Origin of the sequence: Mariniradius sediminis (genome assembly GCF_021491425.1) — a bacterium.
Taxonomy (GTDB): Bacteria; Bacteroidota; Bacteroidia; order Cytophagales; family Cyclobacteriaceae; genus Mariniradius; species Mariniradius saccharolyticus.
In genome coordinates this window covers 152,606-178,003 of record NZ_JAKEVZ010000007.1, presented here as the reverse complement: position 1 = coordinate 178,003, position 25,398 = coordinate 152,606, and the positions used below count along the sequence as shown (strand labels likewise).

General features: G+C 47.4%; 25 protein-coding genes. 16 read left to right on the top strand and 9 right to left on the bottom strand.

All coding sequences use genetic code 11. The features are described from left to right. The first annotated feature begins 26 nt into the window (after positions 1 to 26). The 5 genes from L0U89_RS10785 (at position 27) to cas6 (ending at position 4,142) form a co-directional block, all read left to right on the top strand. On the top strand, positions 27 to 374 hold the full coding sequence (locus tag L0U89_RS10785) for a 4Fe-4S binding protein (RefSeq protein WP_008623749.1): 348 nt from the start codon (positions 27 to 29) through the stop codon (positions 372 to 374). Positions 375 to 545: 171 nt separating this feature from the next. Continuing rightward, a complete protein-coding gene (locus L0U89_RS10780) occupies positions 546 to 875 on the top strand; it encodes a DUF3276 family protein (protein ID WP_040478753.1) in 330 nt (109 codons plus the stop codon). Positions 876 to 977: 102 nt separating this feature from the next. Continuing rightward, positions 978 to 2,060, top strand: coding sequence for an AI-2E family transporter (locus tag L0U89_RS10775; RefSeq protein WP_234861529.1), 1,083 nt, complete (start codon positions 978 to 980; stop codon positions 2,058 to 2,060). Positions 2,061 to 2,070: 10 nt separating this feature from the next. Then, a complete protein-coding gene (gene ychF / locus L0U89_RS10770) occupies positions 2,071 to 3,168 on the top strand; it encodes a redox-regulated ATPase YchF (protein ID WP_234861528.1) in 1,098 nt (365 codons plus the stop codon). A 104-nt stretch (positions 3,169 to 3,272) separates the two neighbouring features. Beyond that, a complete protein-coding gene (gene cas6 / locus L0U89_RS10765) occupies positions 3,273 to 4,142 on the top strand; it encodes a CRISPR-associated endoribonuclease Cas6 (RefSeq protein WP_040478683.1) in 870 nt (289 codons plus the stop codon). 95 nt (positions 4,143 to 4,237) lie between these two features. Here the strand turns inward: cas6 and L0U89_RS10760 are convergent, their stop codons facing one another. Both L0U89_RS10760 and L0U89_RS10755 read right to left on the bottom strand, forming a co-directional pair. Continuing rightward, positions 4,238 to 6,946 carry a PQQ-dependent sugar dehydrogenase gene (locus L0U89_RS10760; protein ID WP_234861527.1) on the bottom strand — a complete coding sequence of 903 codons (2,709 nt, stop codon included), beginning with the start codon at positions 6,944 to 6,946 and terminating at the stop codon, positions 4,238 to 4,240. Positions 6,947 to 7,079: 133 nt separating this feature from the next. After that, the gene (locus L0U89_RS10755; RefSeq protein ID WP_234861526.1) at positions 7,080 to 7,661 is read right to left on the bottom strand and encodes an outer membrane beta-barrel protein; all 582 of its coding nucleotides are present in this window, start codon (positions 7,659 to 7,661) and stop codon (positions 7,080 to 7,082) included. 225 nt (positions 7,662 to 7,886) lie between these two features. Between L0U89_RS10755 and msrB the strand changes: the two genes are divergently transcribed. Then, on the top strand, positions 7,887 to 8,987 hold the full coding sequence (gene msrB, locus L0U89_RS10750) for a peptide-methionine (R)-S-oxide reductase MsrB (protein ID WP_234861525.1): 1,101 nt from the start codon (positions 7,887 to 7,889) through the stop codon (positions 8,985 to 8,987). Between the two features lie 251 nt (positions 8,988 to 9,238). Next, positions 9,239 to 9,649 carry a hypothetical protein gene (locus L0U89_RS10745; RefSeq protein WP_234861524.1) on the top strand — a complete coding sequence of 137 codons (411 nt, stop codon included), beginning with the start codon at positions 9,239 to 9,241 and terminating at the stop codon, positions 9,647 to 9,649. Between the two features lie 10 nt (positions 9,650 to 9,659). Here L0U89_RS10745 and L0U89_RS10740 read toward each other — a convergent pair whose 3' ends face one another. Then, a complete protein-coding gene (locus L0U89_RS10740; RefSeq protein WP_234861523.1) occupies positions 9,660 to 10,073 on the bottom strand; it encodes a Dabb family protein in 414 nt (137 codons plus the stop codon). 132 nt (positions 10,074 to 10,205) lie between these two features. Between L0U89_RS10740 and L0U89_RS10735 the strand changes: the two genes are divergently transcribed. Then, positions 10,206 to 12,638: a penicillin acylase family protein gene (locus tag L0U89_RS10735; RefSeq protein WP_234861522.1), complete on the top strand. Its 2,433-nt coding sequence runs from the start codon at positions 10,206 to 10,208 to the stop codon at positions 12,636 to 12,638. Between the two features lie 110 nt (positions 12,639 to 12,748). On the opposite strand, the gene L0U89_RS10730 is transcribed toward L0U89_RS10735, so the two are convergent. The 3 genes from L0U89_RS10730 to L0U89_RS10720 all read right to left on the bottom strand — a co-directional run bounded on the left by L0U89_RS10730 (position 12,749) and on the right by L0U89_RS10720 (position 14,407). Beyond that, entirely contained in the window at positions 12,749 to 13,084 is a 336-nt protein-coding gene (locus tag L0U89_RS10730) for a rhodanese-like domain-containing protein (RefSeq protein ID WP_008623736.1), read from the bottom strand. Positions 13,085 to 13,225: 141 nt separating this feature from the next. Continuing rightward, positions 13,226 to 13,477 (bottom strand): hypothetical protein, encoded by a 252-nt coding sequence (locus L0U89_RS10725; protein ID WP_234861521.1) that lies wholly within the window; start codon positions 13,475 to 13,477, stop codon positions 13,226 to 13,228. Between the two features lie 36 nt (positions 13,478 to 13,513). Next, positions 13,514 to 14,407 carry a sterol desaturase family protein gene (locus tag L0U89_RS10720; RefSeq protein ID WP_234861606.1) on the bottom strand — a complete coding sequence of 298 codons (894 nt, stop codon included), beginning with the start codon at positions 14,405 to 14,407 and terminating at the stop codon, positions 13,514 to 13,516. Between the two features lie 496 nt (positions 14,408 to 14,903). Here L0U89_RS10720 and L0U89_RS10715 point away from each other — a divergent pair, with 496 nt between their 5' ends. The 3 genes from L0U89_RS10715 to L0U89_RS10705 all read left to right on the top strand — a co-directional run bounded on the left by L0U89_RS10715 (position 14,904) and on the right by L0U89_RS10705 (position 18,125). After that, entirely contained in the window at positions 14,904 to 15,707 is an 804-nt protein-coding gene (locus tag L0U89_RS10715) for a universal stress protein (protein ID WP_234861520.1), read from the top strand. A 392-nt stretch (positions 15,708 to 16,099) separates the two neighbouring features. Further along, a complete protein-coding gene (locus L0U89_RS10710; RefSeq protein ID WP_234861519.1) occupies positions 16,100 to 16,771 on the top strand; it encodes a 3-keto-disaccharide hydrolase in 672 nt (223 codons plus the stop codon). Positions 16,772 to 16,775: 4 nt separating this feature from the next. Further along, positions 16,776 to 18,125: a Gfo/Idh/MocA family protein gene (locus L0U89_RS10705; protein ID WP_234861518.1), complete on the top strand. Its 1,350-nt coding sequence runs from the start codon at positions 16,776 to 16,778 to the stop codon at positions 18,123 to 18,125. 398 nt (positions 18,126 to 18,523) lie between these two features. Here the strand turns inward: L0U89_RS10705 and L0U89_RS10700 are convergent, their stop codons facing one another. The 3 genes from L0U89_RS10700 to L0U89_RS20470 form a co-directional block, all read right to left on the bottom strand. Beyond that, positions 18,524 to 19,132, bottom strand: coding sequence for a hypothetical protein (locus L0U89_RS10700; RefSeq protein WP_234861517.1), 609 nt, complete (start codon positions 19,130 to 19,132; stop codon positions 18,524 to 18,526). Then, a complete protein-coding gene (locus L0U89_RS10695) occupies positions 19,133 to 19,726 on the bottom strand; it encodes a hypothetical protein (protein WP_234861516.1) in 594 nt (197 codons plus the stop codon). A gap of 243 nt (positions 19,727 to 19,969) precedes the next feature. Then, on the bottom strand, positions 19,970 to 20,104 hold the full coding sequence (locus L0U89_RS20470; RefSeq protein ID WP_255777875.1) for a hypothetical protein: 135 nt from the start codon (positions 20,102 to 20,104) through the stop codon (positions 19,970 to 19,972). A gap of 428 nt (positions 20,105 to 20,532) precedes the next feature. On the opposite strand from L0U89_RS20470, the gene fsa reads away from it, so the two are divergent. From fsa to miaB, 5 genes are all read left to right on the top strand, one after another. Further along, a complete protein-coding gene (gene fsa, locus L0U89_RS10690) occupies positions 20,533 to 21,192 on the top strand; it encodes a fructose-6-phosphate aldolase (protein WP_234861515.1) in 660 nt (219 codons plus the stop codon). A 108-nt stretch (positions 21,193 to 21,300) separates the two neighbouring features. Further along, a complete protein-coding gene (locus L0U89_RS10685) occupies positions 21,301 to 21,504 on the top strand; it encodes a hypothetical protein (protein WP_008623727.1) in 204 nt (67 codons plus the stop codon). After that, positions 21,504 to 22,214 carry a cell division ATP-binding protein FtsE gene (locus L0U89_RS10680; RefSeq protein WP_008623726.1) on the top strand — a complete coding sequence of 237 codons (711 nt, stop codon included), beginning with the start codon at positions 21,504 to 21,506 and terminating at the stop codon, positions 22,212 to 22,214. The genes L0U89_RS10685 and L0U89_RS10680 overlap by 1 nt, the downstream gene beginning before the upstream one ends. Before the next feature lie 102 nt (positions 22,215 to 22,316). Beyond that, on the top strand, positions 22,317 to 23,723 hold the full coding sequence (locus tag L0U89_RS10675) for a S41 family peptidase (protein WP_234861514.1): 1,407 nt from the start codon (positions 22,317 to 22,319) through the stop codon (positions 23,721 to 23,723). Between the two features lie 207 nt (positions 23,724 to 23,930). Further along, entirely contained in the window at positions 23,931 to 25,391 is a 1,461-nt protein-coding gene (miaB, locus tag L0U89_RS10670) for a tRNA (N6-isopentenyl adenosine(37)-C2)-methylthiotransferase MiaB (RefSeq protein ID WP_234861513.1), read from the top strand. The last annotated feature ends 7 nt before the right edge of the window (positions 25,392 to 25,398 follow it).

The following is a 25,398-nucleotide window of genomic DNA, read 5'->3' as shown; positions in this document are numbered from 1 at the left end:
AACTTTACGGCAAAAAATTACACGCCATGGCAATCATGATAACTGACGAATGCATCAACTGTGGTGCATGTGAACCAGAGTGCCCAAACACTGCCATCTATGAAGGCGGCATTGAATGGACCTGGGCAGGTGGAACCAAATTGAAAGAAGTCACATTGGAAGACGGCACGGTCATCGATGCCAGCGAGAAACAGGAACCAAGATCCGACGAATTTTACTATATCGTAACAGAGAAATGCACCGAATGTACGGGGTTTCACGAAGAGCCCCAGTGCGCCGCGGTATGCCCCGTAGACTGCTGCGTGGATGATCCTGACCACAGGGAATCCGAAGAAACGCTGTTGGCTAAAAAGGTCTACATGCATGGTGAATAAAAAAGAGGGGCAGCCCTCTTTTTTTATTTTATGGCGAATCTTATTTCATGATACTGGCAAATCGCCCACTGCTGTTTCAAAAAAAACTTTTTAATCGCTTGAATATTTTTTTTTTATTGATTTAACTTGTCGCACCAAATGCACGCTAATCACACAAAACATCTTTGGACAGTGGAAGATCACAGAGGAAATGACAGAGAAGAAATCTTCTCCAAGAGAGTAAAGGCAGGTAAGAGAACGTACTTTTTTGACGTAAAATCAACAAAATCAAACGACTACTATCTCACCATTACCGAGAGTAAAAGAAGAATGAGGGATGATTCCTTTGTTTTTGAAAAACACAAAATCTTCCTGTACAAAGAGGATTTCGGCAAGTTTCTCGAGGCGCTTCAACATACCGTGGAACATGTGAAAAACGACCTCATGCCAGATTTCGATTTCTCCCAGTTTGACAACCAGGAGTCCGAGAGCGAATACGACGATGAATTGAAATGGGAGTAATGTCCCGATAAGCACCGAGGAAAAGAAACAAATTCCTTATTTTCGGGAACTAGGTCGGGGGAGTTTCGACTGTATTTGTTTCTTTTCCTTTTTTCCAATTTTATGAAGAGGCCGGTCGTCATTCTGTTTATTGCAATCCTGATTTTTTTGGTAGTCGGTTGGTACTTTTCCAACATCACGCTTTACCTCATTTTTTCCCTGGTACTAGCGGCGATTTTGCGCCCACTTACCAATCGAATCAATTCATTCCACATCCTTGGGCAACACCCCCCACGATGGATGGCCATATTGATGTCCTACCTCTTGGTGGCATTTATTGTATTCCTCGCAGGCTTGCTGTTTGTGCCGTTGATCAGCGACCAACTTCGCATCATCGGGTCCTACGATTTGGATTATGTGTATGAGCAAATCCAAAATCCTGTGGGAAAGATCGAAGACCTTCTCATCCGGTACGGTGTGATCAAGAGCGAACCTGGATTCCTGATCCTTCAAGTGCGGGAAAGTCTGATTTCAAGCTTCAGCAAGATTCAGTTTCAAGGAATCATCAATACGATCGTAAATACGACTAGCTCCTTCTTTATCGCATTTATGGCGGTTGCATTCATCACGTTTTTCTTATTGCTGGAGAATGGCCTCCTACGAAGAAACATCATGAGCCTTGTACCAAACGCCTATTTTGAACTTGCGGTGTCCACGTTTAGCAAAGTCGAAAAGCTGCTATCCAACTACCTTGTGGGCCTATTGGTGCAGATTTCGATCATTTTTTCGATGGCATCCATTGGACTCACCCTGATGGACATCAACTACGCGCTGACAATCGCCATGTTTGCGGCATTTGCCAACCTGATTCCCTATGCAGGGCCGATTCTTGGTGCTTCATTTGGGGTTATCGTCGGATTGACAACAGGAGAATTCAATGATTCCAATGATATCGTATTCATGGTGGTGAAGATACTATCGGTTTTTTCCGTCGTGCAATTAACCGATAATATCGTGCTACAGCCATTGATTTTCTCCAAATCGGTAAAAGCCCATCCTCTTGAAATTTTTGTTGTTATCTTTGCCGGGGCAAAAATCGCCGGGGTGCTCGGAATGATCTTTGCCATCCCTGTATATACGATTCTACGGGTGTCAGTGTCGGAGTTTTACAGGGGATATAAGGACTACAAAATCTTCAAAATTTAATCAACCATCCATGGGATTACAGTGCGGAATCGTTGGGTTGCCCAACGTAGGCAAGTCTACTTTATTCAATGCAATATCTAGTGCAAAGGCCGAAGCGGCAAATTTTCCTTTTTGTACCATAGAGCCGAACGTTGGCGTCGTCACCGTTCCCGATAAGAGGCTGGGTATACTCGAGGGCTTGGTAAAGCCACAGCGTGTCATCCCAACAGTGATCGAATTCGTCGACATTGCAGGTTTGGTGAAAGGGGCGAGCAAGGGGGAAGGCCTTGGCAACAAGTTTTTGGCAAATATCCGTGAGGTGGATGCCATCATCCATGTGGTCAGGTGCTTCGAAGATGATAACATCGTCCACGTGGCAGGCAGTGTTGATCCGGTGTTTGATAAGGAAGTGATTGACACGGAACTCCAATTGAAAGACCTTGAGTCGATCGAGAAAAAAATCCAACGTTTTGAAAAAATCGCGAAATCAGGGGATGCAAAGGCCAAAAAAGACGTTGAAATCCTAAATAAATTCAAGGACGGCCTCCAATCCGGATTGAATGCCCGTTCTGTGGATGTGGAAAAAGAAGACCTTGAAGTGGTGCGTGACCTGCACCTCCTGACCATCAAACCCGTGCTATATGTGGCCAATGTCGATGAGAAAAACATCCTAACCGGCAACAAATACGTCGACCTACTGCGCGAAGCGGTAAAATCGGAAAATGCAGAAGTGATCGTGCTATGTGCAGCTATTGAATCGCAAATCGCCGAATTTGAAGATGCCGACGAAAAAGCCATGTTCCTTTCTGAATACGGGTTGGATGAAAGCGGGCTCAACAAACTTATCGCCGCAGCGTACAAACTGCTCGACCTCATCACCTACTTCACCGCAGGGGTACAAGAAGTGCGCGCTTGGACCATCAAAAAGGGCTGGAAGGCGCCTCAAGCAGCAGGTGTGATCCATACTGACTTCGAAAGAGGCTTTATCAAAGCGGAAGTGATCAAGCTTTCGGACTACGAATTGTACAAATCCGAGGCAGGGTGCCGCGAGAACGGAAAGATTGCAATTGAGGGTAAAGAATACATCGTACAAGACGGCGATATCATGCATTTTCGCTTCAATGTATAGCAAAACAATTGAAAAAAAATTTGTACTTTTGCAAGAATCTGAAAAAATTGCAGTACGTTTGATTTCCTAAAAAAATTGTTTCATTTCTTTTTTTCTAAAAAACCGTGAGAATAAGATTAATATTTTCGTTAAAAAACAAGGGAGCTTATTTGCCATTCCATCACCAGTACATCTTGGCACAGTTCCTGAAAGGTTTGATTGTGAAAGGAGGCAAGGAAGAGTTTTTCAATTACAATTACTTCAACTTCTCTGGTCTGAAAGGACAGACCAAAGTGAGTAGAAGCGGTCTTCATTACTATTCCAGCTTGGTCACGCTTGTGCTTTCATCACCCAATGAAAAATTCATGGACTATCTGTTGGAGCAGGTTTTCGAAACACCAAAGGTTGAATTGGGGAACTTGATTCTTTCGCCAGAGTACACGGAGCAGGAAATAGAGCCTGCATTGGAGACATCCAATAAGTTTGTCTGCATCTCTCCATTGGTTTTGCTGACCCCGGCATTCAATGACGAATCAGGCAAACGATTCATCAATCCCGACACAGATGAGTTTTCGGACCTGTTGTACGAGTCCACATTGACCAGGATGGAACGGTCAGGATGGTACACGCCCGAGCAAATGGAATCTTTCTACAAGTTCCAGGTGGTTCCGGACATGAACTATGTCAACAAGCTCCGTGAACAGCAAAAGAAATTCGCTAGAATCTATTCCGTGTACGACATGGATGTAAAGTATGAGGTTCGTGGTTACACTTTGCCATTTACCCTCTATGCTGCCAAAGAGGTTCAAGACTTCGTTTTCAAATGCGGCTTGGGCGCCTTTACCCACAAGGGATTCGGAATGCTCGACTTGGCAAACCATGCGCCAAACCAGAGAACAGAGCCTTATAAATTCAAGCGGGAAGGATTTGTCCCTTACAAATCCTCCGAAAGGCAAAAACCTACGGAACTCGAAGAAGGTCCTGACGATATGTAAAAAGAAAACCTGGCAGATAGCCAGGTTTTTTTGTTTTGGAATGGCTCGCAATTTGCCTCCAAATAACGTAAGAGGATACGCGACACCGAAATTGATCAATTCTTGAATCTCACGGTGTGCAGCAAGAATGAACCCCAAATATCCACTCCGGTTTCTGTTTGAAACACGAGGTATAGATCCCCTTGATTAAAGGAAGCTTCCATCTTCATGGTAATGTCGAACCATTTTTCCTGGGAATTTTTGGGACGGGAATCTTTGCTAATGACCTGGGATTTTGCGAGGATCCTTCCATCAACTCCACCCAAGCGCAATTCGAACCAGCCGGTTTTGCGGTTTGGATCCAAGGCAAGTACCAATTCCTTCAATCCGGTGAGATCGATATCTCGGAACACCAAGTAAGATTTGTTCTCGGTAAACTTCACAAGGCGGGAATCGCGGAAATTGGCCTTGGCCGTCCCCACAAACTCGTCGGCATCCGCCGCCAATATCAAAGGATTGCGAAGCGTAATTTGTTCCTGCCTCAAGATCGGTTTGATGCCATTGGCGCCCTTGTCCTGAAAGCTCGCTGTAAACAGGTAAACACCTTTCCCATTAGATCCATCGTGCCTATCCAATATCAGCGAGCCACTCGGCGGTATTTGGTTGGAAATATTACTTTGATACTTGGGAGAAAGTGAGAGCACATAATCCACCATATGCCCGATATCGGTTTGGGCAATATGGGAATGGCTTGGCATTTGCCGCTCCCCCCAGACTCCGCCCCCGCCAGCCGTGATCTTTTGCATCAAATAATCCTTTGCATCCGTCTTGTCTTCATATTTCAAAGCCACCTGCGTGTAGCTTGGCCCAATGGATACATTATCGACACCATGGCAGGCGTTGCAGCCGCTTTTTACAATCAATCCCTCCCCTACCGAAAACGCACTGAGGGTGGGTTGTTGGTGTCCAAGTCCGGATTCTATTTTATCAAAGCCCTCCGGCAGGTAATCCCAGGTAAGCCGGGCACTTGTCGCTTCCAGGACTCCGTTGTTCCCAGCACCGTCTTCTTTGTCAGTCACAGTCACATGATAATCAATAGGTTCTTTCCCAAAATAGAATGACTTGTTTCCTGTCCATTGAATGTCAATCTGTGGCGGCTCATTGCCAACCGCTATCTCCACTTCTGCAGATGATTCCAAGCCTTCCTTATCCTTCACCGTCAATTTCGCTTTGTAAACTCCAGGCTGGGAATACGTATAGGATGCCTTTTGACCAGTGGACACATTTTTCCCGTTTCCTTCGAAATCCCATTGATACAGTAAGCTATCTCCCTCGTCAAAGTCAAAACTCTTTCCTGAATCGAAATTGACACTGAGCGGTGCCGCCCCTTGGGTTTTGTCCGCAACGGCTTTTGCGATCGGCTTTCTGTTTCCTGCGCTGAATTCGATTTTATAAATGCCCGAATCATCGTTTTGCGCACTCCAATAAGTGCCATATTCCAATATGTACAGACTGCCATCGGGCCCAAACTGCATATCCACCGGCTTGTCAAAAACCGTCGAAGGCATAAAACGCTCCAAAGTGTCTAGGTCTTGGTTTTCATCCATGGTGACCGTAAATATCCAATTCCGCATCCAATCATATACGAAAAGCTTCCCGTCGTAATATTTGGGGAATTTCACCTCGGTTTTCGGAAACATGTCATGGTAGTAGACTGGGCCAGCCATCGCATTCCGCCCTCCTGAACCCAGCATCGGAAATTCCTCCGAGTCCGCATATGGATACCAAATAAAAGCAGGCTGGGCAGGTGGAAGAATATTGACTCCCGTATTGTTGGGGGAATTGTTGACAGGAGCCTTGGGATCGTACTCATATTCGCTTTCCTTCGTCTCAAAATTGTAATGCCAATACGGCTTGTTGTTACCTACAAAGTACGGCCAACCAAAAAAGCCCGGCCCTTTCGCCTGATTGATCTCGTCGTGACCCCTTGGACCTCGTCGCAAACTGTCTTCCTGCGCATCCGGACCGACTTCGCCCCAATACAATGTTCCGGTTTTCTGATCTACGGAAATCCGAAATGGGTTCCTGTTGCCCATTACATAGATTTCCGGACGCGTATTGGGAGTACCGACGGGGAAGAGATTCCCTTTCGGAATCGAATAGCTGCCATCAGGCTGCGGAGTTATCCGCAGAATCGAGCCTCTGAGGTCATTGCTATTCGCTGAACTCCGCTGTGCATCAACGTTTTCGGGTCTTCCGGGACGTTCATCAATCGGGTTGTAATTATCGGATTCAAATGGGGTCGAATCATCTCCCAAGGAAAGGAACAAATTCCCTTTTGCATCAAACTCCAAAGAACCACCGCTGTGGCAACAGCCTCTGAAATGTGGAATCTCCAGCATGATCTTTTCCGAACCCATATCCAAGATGTCCTCCACCAGTGTAAACCGAGACAGCCGGTTGATACTCTTTTCACCAATAGGAGAATAATAGAGATATATCCAATGGTTGTCCTTAAATCCAGGATCTTTCGCCAAGCCCAATAAACCATCCTCCGCCTCGAAATAAACCGGCAAAAATCCAATGTCCTTAGCGATTCCGGTAGTAGGCTCGTACATACGCACCTTCCCTTTTCGCTCGATAAAAATCACCCTGCCATCCTCCAAGACCTCCAGTTCCATCGGTTCATCCAACTTTTCTATCAAAGTGATCTTTGTAAATCGGTTTTCGTCGGGTTTCTCGGTGACAAACTTTTCTTCCTCTGTCTTACAGGAAAATGCGGCGAGCAAGGCAAAGAGTAGCAGTCTTAATTTATTTGGCATCATGGGTTCAAATAGGTATGAGTTGTCAACCTAAAAGCTAATCAAATGTTGATTGCGAAGCCAAAAAAAATCCCCGAGAGGTTCGGGGATTGATTAAATGGATTTCGGAGTTTCTATTTCGATTTTTTGAGGGCTTTCAAAACTTGAATGACAGACCCAGCATGAGTTGTTGAAATTTGAAATCATCGGTGCCAGTAAATACTTGATCGATGTCTACAGATTGTCCGTTTAGTACCTTTTCGTACCGCAGGTCTAACCCAACACTTCCAAGATTCAGACCGACACCAAATTGATAACCTGCGTTGAATTTATCATAATCAAATCCACGCAGTTCATCTTCCAAATAATAGTGAAACGAAGGTCCGCCAAAGACCGAAACCAAAGGTCCAAAAAGGTGGATACCTACGAGCACCGGCGCGTCGAGTCGTTTTGTTTGCAGCGTCACCATGTTGATTTCCGACTTCAGGTTGGTATAATACACCTCAGGCCTGAAAAACACAGGGCCAGCATTGATTTTCCCGAACATCCCGACATGGTAACCGAGATTGTTCATGGGATCACCCCAAATCGCCTCTGCGTCCTTGAAATACTGTCCATTGGAGTTGTAGTTCAAGCCACCCTTGATTCCGATTCCGCCCTTGGATTGGGCGCTGACTTCCTGGGTCGCCGCGGCAAGTAGCAGCACGAACCCAAACAATACAAAATTTCTGCTTTTCATCTTTGTGTTGGTTTAGTGTAAGTAGTAATAGTTGGTCTAGTGTAATGCGCTTAAGGATTCTTAACTTTTGGAGGCAAACAGAATCATCCAAAATTCTGTTATCAAACGTGTATCGAATCCAAAACCATATATTGATCAAAGGGAATTGTTGAAAATCACTGTTTAGTATTTCAACCAAAACCATACCCAAAATCCATTGATACTGATCAAACAGCACGTTTATATATGAAATCAAGAAAGAAAATCCTCACTTTGGTATTTATGACCAGTTTTCTGTTCAGTTTTTTGGCCTGTTCCAAAGCTGAAAACGGAAAAGAAAAAATTTCGGAAAACGAGGAAACAAGCACTTATGCAGGGCCAACGGCACTCGCAACTTTTGCAGGAGGCTGCTTTTGGTGTATCGAAGCCCCGTTTGAGGGAATCGATGGCATTATTTCCGTCACCTCAGGCTATGCGGGTGGCAAGGAAAAAGATCCGACCTACGAACAGGTAGCAAGCGGCAAAACCACCCACCGTGAGTCCGTTCAGATCGCCTTCAACCCTGACATCATAAGTTACAGCGAACTGTTGGACATCTTTTGGCAGCAGTTCGACCCAACAGATGAAGGGGGCTCATTTTATGACCGTGGTTTTCAATACACCTCTGCGATCTTTTTTCATGACAAACTCCAGAAGGATGCGGCAGAAGCCTCTATCGCAAAACTTAAAAAATCAGGGGTGTTCGAAAAACCGATCGTGACGCCCATCATTAAGTTTACCAACTTCTATCCAGCAGAGGATTACCATCAGGATTACTACAAGAAAAATCCGGATGACTATTACGCCTACAGAAAAGGTTCCGGAAGAGATGCCTTCATTGCGGCACATTGGCCAACCAAGCCGGAAACCCAATACAAGAAACCCAGTGAAAAAGAGCTCAAAGAGCGGCTCAGCCCACTCCAGTTTGCCGTGACCATGCACGAAGAAACGGAACGTGCTTTCAGCAACGAATACAACGGCAACAAGGAAAAAGGAATCTATGTCTGCATTGTGTCTGGCGCACCCCTCTTTTCATCCTCGGACAAATACGAATCCTACTCGGGATGGCCAAGCTTCACCAAGCCCTTGGATGCACGCTTGATCGACAAACCGACTGATTCGAGTTACGGGATGGTTCGGGTCGAAGTGAGGAGCAAATTGGGAGATTCCCACTTGGGGCATGTATTCAACGACGGGCCCGAACCAACCAACCTACGCTACTGCATGAATTCCGCCGCGATGCGCTTCATCCCCAAACAAAACATGGAAAAGGAGGGCTACGGCAAGTGGCTTTGGGCTGTGGATTAAAAAGTTGGAGAGGACTAGAATTTTTTATTGCAACAATTATGTAAGACAAAACGAACGCGAACTCCATTTTGCCCGTCGGAGTGGCCATCCACAATTGAAGACGCTAGGAGTTCATGTCGCTTCATGGACATGTGTTGAAAAAATCCCCCGAGCCTCACTGCTGAATGTTGCTTTATTCGCCCAATAATCCCAAATTGTGGGGATATTTTTATTGACATGAATTTTCAACCCAACACACACTAACAATCATTATGAAGAAATTTGTCAAAATTGCCCTCTTTGCCTTGGTGGTTATTTTGGCCGGGGTATTCTATTGGAGGTACTATTTTGTATTCGGAGAAGGAATCAAGGCCGGAAACCTCAACTACTTTGAAAAGAAAGGCTACGTCTTCAAAACTTGGGAAGGCCGTATCGTGCAGGAAGGCTTCCAAAGCCCGACGGCAGGGGCACTTCAAAGCAATGAATTCAGGTTCAGCGCTAAGGACGATGAGGTCGCTGCCAAGTTGGAACGGGCAAGTGGACGATTTGTAGAATTACGCTACAAGGAATACCTGAACGCCCTACCTTGGCGAGGGGCCAGCAATTTTGTCGTGATCGAGGTGGTCGACATAGGCGACAACGAGCACCACAAAAACGGTGAACTTCCGGTAAATAGGGATTAGATTCTAATCCCTATTTTGTTGCCCAATAGTCCACGACCAATACTTTGTCCAAATGAGGCCCCAGTACCTCCACAAAAGCCTTATGCTCAGGATGTGGCAGGTAGGTATCCCTATCAGCCTCTGAAGCAAAGGTCACCAAAAAACAATGGGTGAATCCTTGCGCCAATCCTTCAGGACTGTTGTTGGTACCCCACTCCAATGACTGGATTACGTCAATTTTATCCGAAAGTGCCATAAAAGCTTCTACAACCTTGTCAACCTCGGCCTGGGGAGAACTGTCTTTAAACTTGAACAATACTACGTGCCTGAGCGCTTTGTCCATAACGATTTTCTTTTCGATGATTTTTTCCTCTTTGATGACTTCCTTGGGGGCTTGCTGGCAGGCGGCAGCCAAAAGCAATACGAATAGGTACCTTGTTTTCATAGCGCGAAAGTTTTGATGGCCTAATTTCCAAAGTTCGAAAATACAGGACCCTACCGTTTATCCAATTTTTATTTTCCGAACACCTTTTTTGGCGAAATTATTACCCAATCCCCAAACCCAAAATCCATATCCGTGTACAAGTTCGCTCTCAGGTTTCAGTATAAACTATTCTTTGCCGCGATGTTGGTATGCTCTTGCTGCATCCCCCTATACGCCCAAAATACCCAAATCCGAATCGATGGCCTGGAAAAAGAAGTCAGGGTACTGCGGGACTCTGCCGGCATCAACCATATTTTCGCGGAAACGGAGGCTGACCTTTTTTTCAGCCAAGGATACTTGGCCGCTAAGGACCGATTGTTCCAATTTGAAATATGGAGGCGACAGGCTACCGGGACAATGGCGGAGATTTTCGGTGAACGGGAACTTGCGCGCGATCAAGGTGTACGCCTGTTCAAATACAGGGGAGCAAAATCGACTGAACTGAACCACTATCATCCGCGCGGGGAACAAATCATCGAGTCCTTTGTCCGCGGCGTCAATGCCTACATCGCCGAGGCGCGTGCCAATCCTGCCCTACTCCCGCTGGAATTTAAACTTTTGAATATCCTTCCGGAGCCTTGGACCTGGGAAGTGGTGATTTCGCGGCATCAGGGCCTTTTGGAAAACGTAAAGGACGAACTCTCATTCTCAAGGATGGTCAGCATGATTGGACCAGAAAAAACAGCATTCATCCACTATTTCCATCCAAATCGGCCCGACCTGAGCCTCCACCCCAATATTCCCAAGGAATTGCTGGAAAAAGATATCCTTGCACCCTACAACGCCTTTCGTGCCCCTCTGAGGTTTCTTCCGGAAGATATCCAAGCGTCCTATCGGGCCGGAATCGAAGATATATCCCTATTGGCGACAACCGTGGAAGAAGGGATAGAATCGTTGGAAAGAGCGCATGACGGCAGCAACAATTGGGTAATCCATGGATCCCGGACGGAGAGCGGCTTCCCGATGTTGGCGAATGACCCCCATCGTTCTATCGCCGTCCCGTCTTTGCGGTATTGGGTACACTTGCATGGGCCGGGCTGGGATGTCGTAGGTGGCGGTGAGCCGGTCATCCCGGGGGTTTCGATCGGACATAATCCGCAAGGGGCTTGGGGATTGACGATTTTTGAGACTGATATGGAAGACCTGCGGGTGTATGACCTTGACCCCAATGATCCGACCCGTTATTTCCACGCTGGGAAGTGGAAAAAAATGGATACTGTTTCTGATACGATCATGGTCAAAAATGTGGGACAAAAGATCGTCCTCCATCACTACACGGTTCATGGACCGGTGACTTTTGTAGATACCCTATTGCACAAAGCCGTGGCTGTCGAATGCGCTTGGCTACGGCCCGGCGGGACACCTTACTTGGCTAGCCTCCGCATGGGGCAAGCCAAAAGTTGGGAGGAATTCCGTGACGCTTGCAAGTATAATCATGTACCTGCCGAAAACATGGTCTGGGCTGACAAGGAAGGCAACATCGGTTGGCAGGCTACGGGGATCAGTCCCATACGACGCAAACACTCGGGATTAGTGGCAGCCTTGGGCGATGGCAGCATGGATTGGGATGGGATTTTGCCAATGCAGGACCGACCCCATAGCATGAATCCAAAAGAAGGCTTCATCGTCACGGCAAATGAAAACGTAAGTCCGGCGGATTACCCGTTTCCCGAGGCTTTGGGTTATGAGTGGGCGGATGCCTTCCGGGGAGATCGAATAAGGCAGGTGCTTGGAGAAACCGAAAAAGCAAGCTTGCCACTCATGCAGCAACTGCAAAATGACCATCAAGCCTTACCAGCACGGATTTTGGTTCCCATGCTGACCAACTTGCAGCTACGGGACAAGAGACTTTCCGACATACAGTTGCTTTTGAACCAATGGGACAAAAACCTTGAAGCAGGCTCCATTCCGGCAGCAATCTATATCATGTGGGAGCGTACCATCCGCGAAGACCTGAAGCCACTTGTGGTACCCGAGGCGGTACATGATTTGTATGGGCAAATCCAAATGACCAAGGTCCTCGAATGGATGTCGCACCCGGAAATGGTGTTTGAGTCAAATCCGCAGCAAAGAAGAGATGCCTTCCTAATCGCGACTTTTGAAAAAGCCATTTCGAAGCTCGAGATCAAGCTTGGCCCCGACATACAAAAATGGCAATACGGCCAAAACGCCTACAAACACGCGCTGCTTCGGCACCCGCTCAGCGCCTTGGTCAAGCCGGAAATCCAGCAGCTACTGGACTTTGGGCCTGTTCCGAGAGGTGGTTACAGCTTTAGCCCCTCGGCCACAGGCTACGGAGACAACAACAATTTTGGGGCTTCTTTTCGGTTGATCGTGGATACTGCAGATTGGGAAAAATCCAAGGGCACCAACACCCCTGGTCAATCGGGAAATCCAGCTAGCCCTTTTTATGGCAATCTGTTCCCGCTTTGGGCAAAGGACCGGTATTTCCCGGTGTATTTTGACGGTACGATGATCGAAAAGGCAGCAGTGGAGAACATCCTTCTTAGCCCAAAAAACGAATAAACTACCACGAGCGAGGTCCTTTGCCGGATTTTTCCGAAGTACAGCAATCAAAAAAAAGTCCAGCCCCGGAAACCGAGGCTGGACTTCAACACCATTCAACCCAATCTAATTTATACAACTTCGTAAGGCCAGCTCATGATGCCGCCAGCCATATTGTTCAAGTTTTCGAATCCCAACTTGGCCATCACCTCACAGGCTTGGCCACTGCGGTTGCCGCTGCGGCAATAGAGGTAGTATTTTTTGTCCTTGGGAAGATTTTGGACCTGTGCCATGAATCCGGAGCCCATGATGTCGATGTTACGGGCACCTTTGAGTTTGCCTGAGTTGAATTCACCGGCGGTCCTGACGTCGATGATGACGGCGTCTTTTTCGTTCATGCCCTTCTTGAAGTCTTCACAAGAAAGGTCCGAATACGTTTTTGGTTTTGCTTTAAAGAAATTGAACATGGTATGTGTGATTTGAGATTGCCGATTCTGGATGGCAGCGCAACGATGGTGTTCACCCGCCCTTGGCCGTTTTTGATTTATTGTAAAGCAAATTTACGAGCAAGGCCTGCCCTCATACAGTAACCTTCATCACACAGGGAATTACTTTGCGGCTGCCTTCGCTTCCGGCTTGCCAAGCTTTCCGGTCGATTTGAGTACAATCAACCTCAGCAACAAGATCCAGGGAATGGCATGGAAGAAAAAATCAAACCAATCGAGCGCAGCCATTCCTTTGGCGCCGCCCGCAATCCAGCGGATTTTTCCCCAGATATGAGGTTCAGGTACAAAAGGCGCCAAACCCAAGGTTAGGCAAAGCAGGATGACAAATCTCCAATTATTGAGGCTGGATTTCATTTTCTTCTCGTTTATTCATGGGAACGGGAATGCCTGCTATTCCGCAGCCTCGTTCGACTTCTTTTTAAAAAACGGATAGGTCACCTGTTGCCAAAATGTTTTGGGAAACTCTTCCATCCCATCGAAACCCAGGGGCTCATATTCCCCTTCATGTGGAATGTAGTCGGTCTTGAATAGGTAGTCCCAAAGGCTCAACGTGATCCCATAATTCACTCCGTAGGGCATATTCTTGGGTAAAGCCTTCGCATGGTGCCAAAGGTGCATGACGGGATTGTTAAGGATGTATTTCAAGGGCCCGTACGTCAACTTGATATTCGCGTGGTTGAGGTGCCCGATGGCTGTAGTGAAGATGTGCACGATGAAGAAGTCCTCCAATCCATACCCGATCATCGCAAGGGGAATATATTGGGCGGATTTGTACAGGATGGTCTCCATCCAATGAAACCTGAGGTGTGCCGCAAAGCCCATTTCCTCCACCGAATGGTGCACCTTGTGGAACTCCCAAAGTGCAGGCACCCGATGCAGCAGGCGGTGCACATTCCATTGTATAAAATCCGCAATCAGGAACATAAGCAGGAATTGCGCCCATCTAGGCCAAGACTCAATTTGGATGGCTACGATGTTTTCCACACCAAACAGGCCCAGAAAATCATTGAACAATTCCACCGCCACATTTGAAATCGCGTTGTAGGCAATGAGCGAAAAGAGGAAGTAATTGAAAAACATGTAGAAGCCATCCAGCCAAAAGTCCTTTCGGAAAATGGCTTGCTTTTCGCGCCAAGGCAAGAAAATCTCCAAGAGCCACACGCCTACCGACAACCCCAGAAGCCACCAAAAGTAGTTGTGCAAAGAGGGATAAAACATCTCGTTGACGAGGTAATTGAAATACCCGTAGTAAGAATCGCCGATGATCTTGATGTACTTTTCGATTTCCATGTCACTAACTTAATTGATTGAAAGAAAAAGGACAATCTACTGATTGCCCTCTTTCGGTACTCCCATAAACCACAACTAATCACTTTATGGAATGTTGGGAGACTTTCGCCCCCCATCCGTAAGTTTCCTTTAAATTTTCTTTCTTGATCCAAAAATATCCCTGAAATAGTCGCCAAAGCGTGACGAATGTTACAGTGGAATATGATTTTTATCCATGAAAAAACTGCCCTTTATCATTTCTCGGATTTTGGCATCTCCATCATCAAATGCCTTCCTTTCGCAATCCGTCTGTTTTCAAAACGAATACTTTACCTTCCCATCCCCCATTCCTCAACTCGTACTTTTCTGTTTCCTTCCCCAAACCAAAAAAATCAACTTTTCAACTGACCAAAATCAGCATTTCCTACCCTTTTTTTTCGGTAAATTGGCCTAGGTAAAAAAAAACCGACCGGCCTAATAAGGACACCTACGATATCAAGACCCAAAAACCATGAAAATCCTCGTCCCCACCGATTTCTCCGACAATGCCAACAAGGCACTAGAATTCGCGAAAAACCTTGCAGCGAAGAACCATGCATCCATCACCTTGTTGTATGCCTTCTACGCCGTATACGATTTTGCCGCCCAAGCCACGGAAATCATCGCCCAGATCGAGCATGAGGCCAAACAGGACCTGAAGAAGCTCGTGGCCAAGGGTAAGGAAGCGGGCCTCGACATGAACTACCGCATCTTGCAGGGAAGTGTTGCCTCCGCTGTGACTTCTTTGGCCTACCAAGAAGAATACGACCTCATCGTCATGGGCACCCAAGGTGCCAGTGGCATCAAAAAGGCCCTGATTGGTTCCAACACAGGCCATGTGATCAAAGAGTCCAAAGTTCCCGTCTTGGCCGTGCCTGCTGATGCAAGCCTCGAGAGAATGGACCAAATAGCCGTCGCCTTGGAACTGAACAATGAAGACGAAAGATACTTCAAACATATCTTCAAACTCACCAAGGGATTGGACCTTCGGTACACTTTCTTTCATGTGGAGCTGGAAGAATCCTTCGAAAAAAAGATCGAGTTTAAGGGATTGGAGGTCTACCTGAAGGAAAGATACCCCAATTTGGACCTTAATTTTCAGCTCGTTCAGGCCGCAGGTCTCGACGAAGGCATCGCGACTTTCCTTCAAATCAACCCCGCGACGATCCTTACCATGATTTCCAAAAGCAAGAACTTCTACGAATACCTTTTCAATAAAAGCCACTCCCTTCAAATGGCCTACCATACACATGTACCATTGTTGGTGGTGAAGTAGTTGGCTAAGTTGATGAGCAACAGGAGATTGGGGATAAGGGATTAGGGAAAATTTCGATCAATTCACGATGACGGATACGAACCAAGATTGTCTCCTTTCCATAAAATACTTTTGGGATCATTGGGATGTAATCATATAAGAATGAAATTGGGCTTTCGCGAAGGATAAGGCAGCAATGGGCTGACTTCGGAATCGAGGATTACGATTGACTTGAATTAATGTGGCATCAATTAAGGGGTGTCGGATGAAATAGGAAAGCGTCCCAGGTCATACCCGCTTTTAAATTTTTCAATAAGTTTTTTAATCCAGTTTTTTTCGATTATTTAAGCTACAAGAAAGGCACCTGCGCGGATGGCTTCTGTATTTTCCAATCCTTCCTACCCACCAAACCCATGAGACTAAGAGTCCTGCTTCATGTTCCCTTGCTGCTGTTATTTGGATGGCTCCAAGCCCAAGAAGTCCCAGAAAATGGCTTCACTACGCTTTTCAATGGTCAAAACCTAGAAGGATGGATTGGCAATAAATCCGCATACCGGGCCGAAAACGGCATGATCGTCGTGGATCCCAAAGGTGGTGGCGGAGGAAATCTTTTCACGGAGAAAGAATACGGGAATTTCATTTTGCGTTTTGAGTTCAAACTCACTCCAGGTGCCAACAATGGCCTGGGCATCCATGCCCCTTTGGAAGGGGATGCTGCCTATGTGGGCAAAGAGATTCAGATCTTGGACAATGAAGCCGAAAAATATGCCAACCTGAAGGTCTACCAATACCATGGTTCCGTCTACGGCGTCATGCCCGCCAAGCGCGGATATTTGAAAGCGCCTGGTGAGTGGAATCAGCAAGAGGTAATCGTCCAGCATCCCAAAATCAAGGTGATCCTCAATGGGACCACCATTCTTGAAGGCGATTACTTGGAAGCCAGCAAAAATGGAACCCTTGACCAACAACAGCACCCCGGCTTGCAGCGCAGCAAAGGCCACATTGGCTTCTTGGGACATGGGGATTTACTCTATTTTCGAAACATCCGTATCAAAGAATTACCATCAACCAATAAACAACAATAACCCGATGAAGAAGAATTTTCAGGTGATCAACCGCAGGGACTTTTTCAAAAAGTCAGCTTTAGGAGTAGCAGGATTGGCTTTGGCACCGAGCATCCTGGCACAAGCAAAAGCCGCAGGCAAATTGCGAACAGTCCATATCGGCCTAGGGGGCATGGGCATGGAGGACCTGGCAGCCATTGCTTCCCATCCGGAGGTGGAAGTCGTGGGCCTTTGCGATGTGGACAGCAAAATGCTCGCCCGTGCAAAAGCCCTGTATCCCAATGCCAAAAGCTATCCCGACTACCGGGTGATGCTGAAGGAAATGAAAAATGAGTTTGATGCCGCGGTCGTATCCACCCCTGACCATACCCATGCACCTGCCTCCTTGATGGCGATGGAAATGGACAAACCGGTCTATTGCCAAAAACCCCTCACCCATCACGTGACTGAGGCTAGGGCCATGAAAAAGATGGCTGAAGAAAGGAAGCTTGTGACGCAGATGGGTATTCAGGTGCATTCCTTCTACGATTACAAGCTGGCCACGCTCCTGATTCAATCGGGAATCATTGGCAAAGTACATACGGTCAGGGCCTGGTCTCCCAAGAACTGGGGATTTGACGGTCCTGAACCAACAGGAAGTGATCCAGTTCCAGAAAACCTGGACTGGAACCTCTGGCTGGGAACGGCGCCCAAGCGCGCCTACAATGAGGGGGTCTACCATCCCGGCAACTGGAGAAAAATCATGGACTTCGGTTGCGGCACCCTGGGCGACATGGGCGTGCATATTTTCGATACGCCTTACAATGCCCTACAGTTGGATGTACCGCGTACCATCCGCAACGAATGCCGCAAGCCCACCGGATTCGGATTCCCTGAAAACAACATCGTGACCTACGAATTCCCGTCTACCCCTTACACCGCAGAAACGCTCAAGTGGGTATGGTATGATGGTGCGGGTGCTCCGGCAGACCATGCCGACTTGCAGCTTCCCAATGGGGACAAGTTACCGGAACAAGGCGCCATGTTTATGGGAGAGAAAGGCAGGTTGCTGCTGCCCCACTTTATGGAGCTTCCCCGATGGATCGTGGATGGAAAATACCAGGAATTCGACGTGGCTCCGTTCAAACTTGGCGCACCGGTCAAGGACTATGCCGGAGAAAGCAAAAAGCATTACCATCAGTTTGTGGATGCCTGTCTGGGAAAAGGGGAATGCAGCGCGCCTTTCGAATACTCCGCCAGACTTACCGAAACCATCTTATTGGGTGTGATTGCCGGTAGGTTCCCCAACGAAACGCTCCATTGGGACAGCAAGAAAGCCCGGTTCTCTGAGAAAAAAGCGAATAAGCACTTGGGCGGAAAGTATCGGAAATTCTAATGCCTGTAGGTGTGGTAGGGGATTAAAGGATTGGAATAGGCGAATTCACAATGATGAATGGACGCCTTTTTTCTCCCCGACCCGCTCCTCGAGGAGAGGGGTGTGTTGGGAGTGGAAGGCATATTGTTCAAGTTTGAGAAATCAAAGCCCCAAACGGGCGCCATCTTCAAGTAAAGGGTACAGCCTGTTTCGAAAGGACGTAATCTAAAAAGCTCAAGACCCTGCGTACGGAAACGCAGGATGTCGGGAAAGTCCGTGCCTTTAAACGCGCAGGGCTCGGGCCGGCCTGGCGAACTTTCACTCCCCTGCACGGTCGAAACAGAACTTCTATTCGAGAAAGGAAGAATCGTTAACAAACATTGGATTTGGGAATCCACCACAAGCCCAACAGCGGGGAATCAGGGCACAAAACCATTTACCTTCATCAAATATTCCCCATATCCCATGGAATCCTCCAACCGAAACTCATGTCCCCCCAAAAGCGCCGAAAGGATTGCAGGGTCCAAGTCAATGAATCTATCCCCAAACCACTCCAACGCAAAAGTATATGTCGTCCTGCCTTTGACCTTCAGCTCGGTATATTCCAATTGGCAGCCAAAAGGGATCTGGTCCCCGATTGGTATTATACGCTGTTGGCCAGATGCATCCATGCTGACCTTCAATCCCATTCTTCGCTTCTCCGTGGCAAGCCATTGCTCTATTCCATGACCAATGATTTCCCTGCTCAAGAAATCACTTTCGCTCAGTCTGAAACTCCATTTTTCGTACAGCTCAAAAACTCCCGAGGCTGTGGGTTCCAATTTGGCGAAATCCGGATTGGCGATCCGTGTTTTGACCTCAATGTTTCCTTCCCGCAGTTTGATGCTGATCTGTCTGAATGGCAATATCAGGTAATGGTCAATCCGGGGGGTCGTTGTTTCGAAGCTGAGTCCCTGCTTTCCAAACCACGCGATCAAATGCGGCTGTTCCTCTTCCCCAAACCACCGGATTTCTTTGCTCTTGTACATCTAGCTTTTGTTGACAAAATCCTTGAAGTCGACAGAAGCCGTGATCACCCCCTGATAGGCCATGTCCACACTTTTCTTTCTTTGGGTCATGTACCTGACCAGGGAAAAGGCAGTCACCAAAAGTGAAACGAGGGCTAGGCCTACGTCGGATTGGCTTCCAAATATCGCTACCGCCAACAGGCCCACCACCACCAAGCTTCGGAAAAACTTGGATTCTGCCATATGGCGCTCCATTTGTTCATACAGCTTGGGCTGATGGATCAACAGCCAGGCCGAACACCACTTGAAGGCATTGAAGGTATCCCCGTCTGCGATTCCTGTTTGGTAGATCTTGAACCGAACGACCATATCCTGCAAAGACTTGTTTTTCCAGATGCTGTCCTTCAATTTGTCATAGACCCAATCATCAAGCAAAGACCCAAAAAAGAACAGAAAATGGCCCAAGATGTAGATCAGCACCAGAAATTTGGCCACATGCACCCATCCTTCGTATTCGTACAAATGTGTTTCAATGAAGAATTGATCAATGGCCGGTACGCGACCCAATATGGCGAAAGCGACTGCTCCGGGAACAAACAAGGACAATATGTCCATGATATAGGTTTTGATACTGTCGATCATACTCAAAGGCTAGGAAAAAGGAAACAATTTGAATTCAAATAGGAAGCCGTTCGACCTGACATTTTTTCAAAATGTACCTGATGCGGATTTATCTACCTGGAAAGCCAAGGCTCTTCGGATCGAAACATGCTGAAATATAAAAAATTTGGCGCCCACATCAATGTCAGATCCAAGCTTCGTTAAAATGATGCACCACTATTGATTCGTGTTTGCGGTTCACCGGTTGGCGACCACCGCTATCCCCCGGGTATTCTCCCTTGGCATCATCCTGTCGAATTGGTTTTTATGCTGTATCTGCCTGCTCCTAGGGGAAATGGGGAATGCCAAATGATGCAATCCTGTAAGCTTCATGGTTGGAAAGGACCCTACTTTGTCACCCCAATGGAGGGGTCTGTCTCAACTTTAGGATTTGGATTCGGCTCCTCTTGCCTTCCATGGACATGAATAATTTTCTCGCGACGTTCGCCGCTAAATCGCTGCGTCCGGGGTGTGAACGCATTTGTCATTGCCTTTCTGTAAATGCGAAATATTAAAAACTCTGAATGCCACAGAAGGGCCTCAGGTGGTGAGGATGGTATTTCCAATATCCGAAAACCCTAGGACTTTGATAACACAGACCATGATCGACGTGACCACGCCTCAATGGGGCGATCTACTTGGTACTTTGTACTTCGTACTTGGTACGTTCCCCAACGGCGTCCCTACATTCCTCCCCTCCCCCCTTCCAGTTCCTGATATTTCGTCTAACTTTGCACCTGTCAACTTTAAACCTATTCCCCATGAAATTCTTTATCGATACTGCCAACCTCAACGAAATCAAGGAAGCCTACGACCTCGGTGTATTGGACGGCGTCACCACCAACCCATCCCTCATGGCCAAGGAAGGCATCAGTGGGGAAGAACGCGTGCGTGCTCATTACAAAGCCATCTGCGATATAGTGGACGACAACGTCAGCGCTGAAGTCATTGCCACCGATTTTGAAGGTATGATCCGGGAAGGAAAGGAATTGGCCAAGATCGACGACAAAATCGTGGTCAAAATCCCGATGATCAAAGATGGCGTCAAGGCGATCAAATACTTTAGCAGCGAGGGCATCCGTACCAACTGTACCTTGGTGTTTTCTGCTGGTCAGGGCATTTTGGCTGCGAAAGCGGGTGCAACCTACGTTTCCCCATTTATCGGCAGACTTGATGACGTCTCTTATGACGGGCTTGAATTGATCGAGCAATTGGTGTTGATTTACCAAAACTATGGCTTTGCGACACAGGTCCTGGCTGCGTCTATTCGCCATACCATGCACCTGATCAAATGTGCGGAAATCGGCGCCGATGTGGCGACTTGCCCGCTCAAGGTCATTACAGGGTTGCTGAAGCATCCGTTGACCGACAGTGGTTTGGCCCAATTCTTGGCTGACCATGCCAAGGCTGCAGGAAAGTAAATCCAAAGGTTTTGCGAGGGCCATTTCCAGGGAAGTCTTGGGCCGGCCCCGGAATAAAAACCATATCACTTGGAATCGAGTTCTTCCACTGAACCAACCATCGCACACATGTACATTTTGAAGGTCAAAGGCAAAGCCAAAATCCCAGACTACATCCAAATCCGGGATGACAACTTTGTCTTGGTCGCATATTTCAGGGCAGACAGACCCTTGAAAAACATCGAGAAATTCGGTTTTGAAGGCAAAGAAGAAGCCTTGGAAGCCTTGATCAAAGAGCTCCCGTTTGGCAAACCCCAAAAACTTGAACTGTAATGGTTTTTTCCAAACAACCCATTATTGATGTCAAAGGCGCCGTTATTTTCCAAGGCTTGGATACGGTGCTGCAAGATGTGAACTTCTCCATCGAGCCGGATGAGTTTGTCTTTCTGATCGGAAGGACGGGAAGCGGGAAAAGTTCCCTGCTAAAAACCCTCTATGCCGACCTGCCCCTTAAAATGGGAAAGGCAGAGATCGTTGGCTTCCACCTCGAAAAGATCAAAAGGAATGAGGTTCCCTTCCTGCGCAGGAAGTTGGGAATCGTCTTTCAGGACTTTCAGTTGTTCCCGGATAGGACCGTGGCTGAGAACCTGTTCTTCGTCATGCGGGCGACAGGATGGACGGATCGGGAAAAGATGAAAAACCGCATGGTAGAGGTTCTGATGAGGGTGGGTTTGGCGGATGCAGCGACCAAGATGCCCCATCAGCTTTCGGGCGGGGAACAGCAGCGGATAGTCATTGCCCGCGCGCTTATCAACCAACCTTCCATTCTGCTTGCCGACGAACCTACGGGCAACTTGGACCCTGATGTGGCAGATGGCATCTTCAAGCTTTTCCAGGAAATCAACAACGAGGGCACGGCCATCCTGATGGCTACCCACAACCATGATTTGCTGAGGAAGTATCCCTACCGGGTATTGAAATGTGAAAAAGGAAAACTGTTGGACAGCAAGACGGAGGACATTTCCATCAATACTGCCTACTAGCATTTTATTTTTCAAAATTGTCCCTTAATTTGGAAATCCATTTGGCCGTACAGCACGTTATTGCATCTGTATTCGGCCAACATTCACTAAACGCGTATCGGTATGAAATCCAACACCTACTTCCTGAAGCCCCTGATGTGGGGTTTTGTCTTCCTGCTCGTATTTCAATCCTGTAAAGACAAAGAGGAAGATACCCCGCCGACACTATCCGCCAATGCCAAGGTAAACACTTGGATCAAGGAATTGATGGACCAGGTGTACTATTGGCTGGAATCCATGAAAACCCCCATTTCACTGGAATCAGACCCCGAGGATTATTTCGAATCCCTACTCAACCGTCCCACCGATAGGTTCTCGGTGATCTATCCCGATTACCAGGAATTGATCAACTCACTCCAAGGTACCAGCAAGGAAGCAGGGTACGAGTTTCTGCTTGCCCGTGAAAGTAGTACCAACAACAACGTGGTCGCGTTTATTTCCTACATCAAAAAAGGGAGTTCCGCTGAGTCCAAAGGATTGAAAAGAGGGGATCTCATCACCCAAATTAACGGCGTAAGGATCACCTTGGACAATTACCAGGATATATTGAGCAAATTGGACCAGCCGCACTCTGTATCCTACTTCCGATACAACCCGGCTACCGATCAGTTTGTGGCACAAACGCCAGTCGACCTGACCCCTGTAGTGCTATCGGAAAATCCCAATTTCCTCGATTCCATTTACACCGTAAACGGCGATAAGGTGGGTTATCTGGTTTATCATTTCTTTGCTCCAGGCATTGAGGGTCAGTCCACCCTGTATGACGACGAAATGGATGCCATCTTCGCCAAATTTAAGGCAGAAGGCATCAAGCACCTGATCCTTGATTTTCGGTATAACGGTGGCGGGTTCGAATCTAGTGCGATCAATCTGGCCAGCCTTATTGCACCCAATGTGACCGCGACGGATGTATTTTCCAAGACCAAGTTCAACAGCTTTATCATGCAGTTTCCCGAATACCAGAATGTGCAGCGCTTGTTTAAAGCAAAAGCGCAAAATCTTGGCCCGGTTCTGGCAAACAACCGGGTTTATATCATCACATCCAGGCGTACGGCATCAGCCTCCGAGCTGATCATCAATGGACTAAAACCATACATGGATGTGTTCCTAGTGGGCGACGTCACGGTCGGAAAAAATGTGGGATCTGTGGCTATCGAGGATGAGGACAATCCTGAGAACAAGTATGGTCTACTGCCGATTGTTTCCCAAACTTTCAACAAAAACGACCAGTCGGATTATTCCAATGGCTTCCAGCCAAACCTCCAGGGATTAGAGCTTAGTCAGAAAACCCTGCTTCCCTTTGGTGATACAAAGGAATACCTGTTGAACCTGGCATTGAACCATATTGCGCCAGGGTCTTTCCCAACTGCCAGGATGGAGTTTGTCGATCGGACTGACCTTGGAAGCACCCTTGATGCCCATCCGCGGGCTGGACGGTTGATCATTGAGCACGATTTCCTGAAAAAATAAGGCAAAGCCCCCGGAACGATTCGGGGGCTTTTTTTTATCTTTTGTTTTCTTCTGCTTCTTTTCCGGTAGCATCGTCTTTCATTTTGATTTGATTGAAAGGAATAACCGCACAAAACCTTCAGAGGTACAATTGCCCCCATATTCCACAAAAACACTGTCATTTTGTCCGCATTTTCTTAATTTCGCATCCTGATTGGAAATTGATTCATGGAAAACATCATCAAAGACATAGACTTGATCGCACCGGAAGAGGCGCAGGCATGCGATTACAAAACCACCCAAGACGAGAATACCGGCAAGTCAAAAAAACTCTACATCGAATCCTACGGTTGTCAGATGAACTTCTCCGATTCGGAGATCGTGGCTTCCATCATGAAGGAAAACGGGTTTGACACCACATCGGATGTCGAAAAAGCAGACGTGATTTTCCTCAATACCTGCTCCATCCGTGAAAAAGCAGAGCAGACCGTCCGCAACCGGCTTACCCATTTCAACGCCCTCAAGCGCCAAAAGCCCGAAATGACCATAGGGGTCCTCGGCTGCATGGCGGAGCGCCTCAAGGACAAATTGCTCGAGGAAGAAAAAATCGTGGACGTGGTGGTCGGTCCAGATGCGTACCGTGACCTTCCCAACCTTGTAGCAGCTGCGGAAGACGGTGAAAAGGGCATCAATACATTTCTTTCCAGAGAAGAAACATATGCCGACATCTCCCCTGTCCGCCTCAATTCCAATGGAGTGACGGCGTTTATATCCATCATGCGCGGCTGTGACAATATGTGTTCCTTTTGCGTGGTACCATTCACGAGAGGAAGGGAAAGAAGCCGTGACCCGCATTCCATTGTAAAGGAAGCACAGGAACTGTTTGCCGCAGGCTATCGGGAAGTGACACTGCTCGGGCAAAACGTGGACTCTTACAAGTGGTCCCCCGAAGAAAACAACAAAGCCCGCCTCAATAAAAAGGAGGATGAAGTCTCCACGGTGGTCAATTTCGCCCATTTGTTGGAAATGGTGGCGCAGGTAAGTCCTTTGCTGCGGGTGCGTTTTTCCACTTCACACCCCAAAGACATAACCGATGAAGTCCTCCACACGATGAAGCGGTACGACAACATCTGCAAATACATCCACCTGCCTGTTCAAAGTGGAAATTCAAGGATATTGGAACTGATGAACCGTACCTATGACCGGGAATGGTACCTCGACAGGGTCCGTGCCATTCGGGAGATTCTTGGCGATGAATGCGGGATTTCTTCCGATATGATTGCAGGTTTTTGTACCGAGACGGAAGAAGAACACCGAGATACGCTCAGCCTGATGGACATAGTGCAATACGATTTCTCCTACATGTTCTTCTATTCGGAGCGTCCGGGGACATTGGCGGCAAAAAAATTTGTCGATGACATTCCGCTCGACGTGAAGAAAAGAAGGTTGGCCGAGATCATAGAGAAGCAAACCGCGCTTTCCCTGCAGCGCAACAAGTTGGATGTAGGCAAAGTGCAGGAAATCCTCATCGAGGGCACATCCAAACGCTCCGAGGCGCAGCTTAAGGGACGCAATTCGGCCAACAAGGTCGTCATCATTCCGGCCGGCACACACAAAAAAGGTGATTACGTCAAGGTCAAGATCACCGATTGCTCTGCCGCCACCTTGTTTGGGGAAGTCGTATCCTAACATTTTT